This window comes from Clostridium sp. (genome assembly GCF_030532265.1).
In the GTDB taxonomy this organism is placed as follows: Bacteria; Bacillota; Clostridia; order Clostridiales; family Clostridiaceae; genus Clostridium.
This window is the reverse complement of sequence record NZ_JAUNLM010000097.1, coordinates 1-4,219: the sequence shown is the minus strand read 5'-3', so window position 1 is coordinate 4,219 and position 4,219 is coordinate 1. Positions and strand designations below refer to the sequence as shown.

Annotated in this window: 4 protein-coding genes; 3 read left to right on the top strand and 1 reads right to left on the bottom strand. The window is 26.2% G+C overall.

The genetic code is table 11. From position 1 onward, the window contains the following. A partial coding sequence (locus tag Q4E08_RS11650) for an LPXTG cell wall anchor domain-containing protein (RefSeq protein WP_303131127.1) occupies nucleotides 1-184 on the top strand: 184 nt, incomplete at its 5' end. Nucleotides 185-225: 41 nt separating this feature from the next. On the opposite strand, the gene Q4E08_RS11645 is transcribed toward Q4E08_RS11650, so the two are convergent. Further along, nucleotides 226-1,341 (bottom strand): DEAD/DEAH box helicase, encoded by a 1,116-nt coding sequence (locus tag Q4E08_RS11645; protein ID WP_303131126.1) that lies wholly within the window; start codon nucleotides 1,339-1,341, stop codon nucleotides 226-228. Nucleotides 1,342-1,576: 235 nt separating this feature from the next. Between Q4E08_RS11645 and Q4E08_RS11640 the strand changes: the two genes are divergently transcribed. Both Q4E08_RS11640 and Q4E08_RS11635 read left to right on the top strand, forming a co-directional pair. Further along, the gene (locus Q4E08_RS11640) at nucleotides 1,577-3,310 is read left to right on the top strand and encodes an ABC transporter ATP-binding protein (protein WP_303131125.1); all 1,734 of its coding nucleotides are present in this window, start codon (nucleotides 1,577-1,579) and stop codon (nucleotides 3,308-3,310) included. Continuing rightward, nucleotides 3,303-4,219: ABC transporter ATP-binding protein (locus Q4E08_RS11635; RefSeq protein ID WP_303131124.1), on the top strand; the 917-nt coding region annotated here is incomplete at its 3' end. The genes Q4E08_RS11640 and Q4E08_RS11635, both read left to right, overlap by 8 nt.

Below are 4,219 nucleotides of genomic sequence, written 5' to 3'. Positions count from 1 at the left end.
AAATAAGCCGGAAAATAAGCCAGAAAACAAACCAGAGAATAATAAGCCGAATGATGAAGGAAATCAAAATGTAGATAATAGCAAGCCTATGCCAAATACAGGATATAGTTTAGGATTTGCAGGAGTTTTAGCTGCAACTTCTATAGCTGCAGGAATAGGATTAATAAAAAGAAGAAAAAAATAAAAAATTAATTAATAAATAGAGCAATTATATAATTGCTCTATTTATTTTGTTATATTAATGTTACGCTCAGGTATTTTATAATCTAAAAGTTTTTCAATTTTTTTAAAATTACCTTCATGTCTTGGAACTACAAACATGCAAGTATAGCCATCTTCTCCAGCTCTACCAGTTCTTCCAATTCTATGAATATAACTTTCAGGGGTTTCAGGCACATCATAATTATAGATATGAGTAACTCCAGTTATGTCTATTCCTCTAGCTGCAACATCAGTTGCTATTAAATATTGAATATCAGCATTTCTAAAAGATTTTATTGTTCTTTCACGCTTAGATTGAGGAATATCACTATGTATTTTTTTGCAGTTAAATCCTTTTTTATGCATAGCTTCCTCTAAATCATCAACTCTTCTTTTAGTTCTACAAAATATTATAGCCATAAAAGGATTATCTTCTTTTAAAACTTCACATAAAGAATTTTGCTTCCATCTATCCGTTGTAAAAACAACATTTTGTTTGATTTTATCAACAGTTATATTTTTTTCTTTAATTTCAACTAAAACAGGATCATTCATGTATCTATAAGCAAGTTTTTTTACTTTAGAATCTAGAGTTGCTGAAAAACAAAGAGTTTGACGTTTTTTTGGAACAAACTTCATAATTTCATCTATTTCATTTTTAAAACCCATAAAAAGAATTTGATCTGCTTCATCTATAACTATTGATTTAAGTTTACTTAAGTTTATAGTTTTTCTTTTTATATGATCTATTAATCTACCAGGAGTTGCAACTATTAAATGAACAGTATTTTTAAGTTTTTTTATTTGAGATGAAACATCTTTTCCACCATAAGCTGCAAGAATATTAATTGTATTATTTACATTAAGTTTATTTGCTTCTTCAGTTATTTGTATAGCAAGTTCTCTAGTTGGAGATATAATAAGAACTTGAGTAAAATTATCTTTATTTGATATAGATTGAAATAATGGTAATAAAAAGGCTAAAGTTTTTCCAGTACCAGTTTTAGCTTCACCAATTACATCCTTTTTGTTTAAAATATAAGGTATGCATTCTAATTGTATTGGTGTTGGTTTTTTAATACCATTTTTATTTAAAGTTTTAACTATATTGTTATTTATTCCTAAATTATTAAAATTCATTAATTATTATCCTTTCAATAAAAAATATAAAAATGGAGCTTGGTATCCGGCGAAAGACAACCAAGCTCCACAATTAATTAGCACTTTACGTACCAACTGCTAGATAATCATATCATTTAAATTAAAATGAGTCAACAAGATATATAAATAATATAAAGGGAAAATATACAAAATATAAAATTATTGCTATAATTTTTAATAATATTAAAATACTATGAGAGGAGATGAGAATTAAATGAGGTTAATTTTAAAGTATTTAAAAAGGTATAAAGGATTAATTATTTTAAATGTATTATCGGTATTTGGATTTGCATTAGTAGAACTTGGGATACCAACTATAATGGCAAAAATTATAGATGTTGGTATTGTTTATAATGATATTCCCTATATAAGAAAAATGGGAATTATTATTGTTGTCATATCAATAATAGGATCTATTGGAACCATTATTTTAGGATATTGTTCCTCAAAAATTTCAACTAGTATAACTAGAGATATTAGAAATGATATATTTTGTAAAGCACAAGAATTTTCCCATAGTGAATATGATAAATTTGGAATATCTTCTATGATTACTAGAACTACTAATGATGCATTTCAATTACAACAATTCATAAATACTGTTTTAAGAACAGCATTAATCACACCAGTAATGTTTACTATCAGTTTAATAATGATAATAAAAACAAGTCTATCATTATCTTTAGTATTAGCTATAACAATTCCATTTATAATAGCAGGAGTAGTTATTATCGCCAAAGTATCTCATCCTATGTCAAAAAGGCAACAAAAAGGTTTGGATAAATTAAATAGAATCTCCAGAGAAAATTTAACAGGTATAAGAGTTATAAGAGCCTTTGGAAATGAAGATCATGAAACAGAAAGATTTAAAGATACAAATGAAAGTTATGCTGATGTTTCAAAAAAATTAAATAAACTTATGTCAAGTGCTCAACCTACTTTTTTCTTATTACTTAATCTAGCTATAATTGCAATATTTTGGATTTCAAGTAAGATGATTAATACTGGGTCTTTAGAAGTTGGGCAATTAGTTGCATTTATTGAATATTTATTTCATGCAATGTTTTCAATTATGTTGTTTTCATTAGTTTTTGTAATGTATCCAAGAGCTGAGGTATCAGCAAATAGAATACAGGAATTATTAGATGAACAACCATTAATTAAAAATCCTATAAATGGAATAAAAAATGTAAAAGATGAAGGAAAAATAGAATTTGAAAATGTTACCTTCACATATCCTTATGGGGAAGAACCAGTACTTAAAAATATATCATTTACTGCTAATAAAGGTGAAACAATAGCTTTTATAGGTAGTACAGGAAGCGGTAAAAGTACACTTATAAATTTAATTCCTAGATTTTATGACGTTACTGAAGGAAATATAAAAATTGATGGAGTAGATGTTAGAGATTATGATTTGAAATTTCTTAGAAGTAAAATTGGATTTATTCCACAAAAAACATTATTGTTTACAGGCAGCATAGGTAAAAATATAAAGTTTGGTAAAAAAGATGCAAATAAGAATGAATTAATTCATTCTGCAAAAGTATCACAAGCATATGATTTTATAGTTAAAAAGCCTAATAGCTTTGATGAAGAGATAAGTGAAGGTGGAGCAAATGTGTCAGGTGGACAAAAACAAAGATTATCTATAGCAAGAGCTATAGTTAGAAAACCAGAAATTTATATTTTTGATGATAGTTTTTCAGCACTTGATTTTAAGACAGATGCTATATTAAGAGCTAAACTTAAAGAAGAAACTCATGATTCAATTGTTTTAATAGTTGCGCAAAGAATTAGTTCAATTCTTGATGCTGATAAAATAATTGTATTAAATGAAGGTGAAGTTGTAGGAGAAGGAACTCATAAGGAATTACTTAAATCTTGTGAAATTTATTATGAGATTGCTACATCACAACTTACAAAGGAGGAATTAGAAGATGAATAGATTAAAAAATATAAAAACTACTTTTAAGAAAATTTCTCCTTATATAAAACCATATAAAATAGGATTTTTATTGTCTATATTTTTTATAGTTTTAGCAGCAATTATAAGTTCATTATCTCCAATTATTGAAGGGCTTATAATTACTAAACTTACAGAAGATGTAATTGCTATTTCAAAAGGAATAGTAGGTGCAGGTGTAGATTTTACTTATATTACTAAAATTTTAATTGTTTTAGCAATATTTTACGTTTCTTATACACTTTTAATTTATGCTTCAAATTTTTTATTAACAAATGCAATTCAAAATACAATGAGAGATTTGAGAAATTCTCTTTTAAATAAAATTAAAAGATTACCAATAAGCTATTTTGATAAAAATAGTTATGGAGACATTTTAAGTCGTATATCTAATGATGTTGATACAATATCAAATGCACTTCAGCAAAGCTTTAGTCAAGTTGTAAATTCAATACTTGCAGTAACTTTAGCAGTAGTTATGATGTTTACTATCAATATTACTATGGCAATACTTGCAACACTTATTATTCCTATAAGTTATTTAGTTTCAAGATTTATAGTAGGTAAGTCTCAAAGTTTATTTAAAAAGCAACAAAATGCTTTAGGAAAATTAAATGGAAGCGTGCAAGAGATGTATACTGGATTTAATGAAATAAAGTTATATGGAAAACAAGATGATGCAATTAAAGAATTTAAAGAAATAAATGAGGAACTTTGTACAAATGGATTTAAAGCACAGTTTGTATCAGGACTTATGTCCCCATTAGTATCATTAGTCACTTATTTAGGAATTGCAGTTATGGCATTTATAGGACCTATTTATGCAATCAAAGGCATAATTACAGTTGGTAACCTTCAAGCATTTATTCGTTATATATGGCAAATAAATCA

Excerpts from the sequence above, each read along its gene's own strand:
- Q4E08_RS11645 (WP_303131126.1), bottom strand. The coding sequence starts at position 1,341 with ATGAATTTTAATAATTTAGGAATAAATAACAATATAGTTAAAACTTTA.
- Q4E08_RS11640 (WP_303131125.1), top strand. The coding sequence starts at position 1,577 with ATGAGGTTAATTTTAAAGTATTTAAAAAGGTATAAAGGATTAATTATT.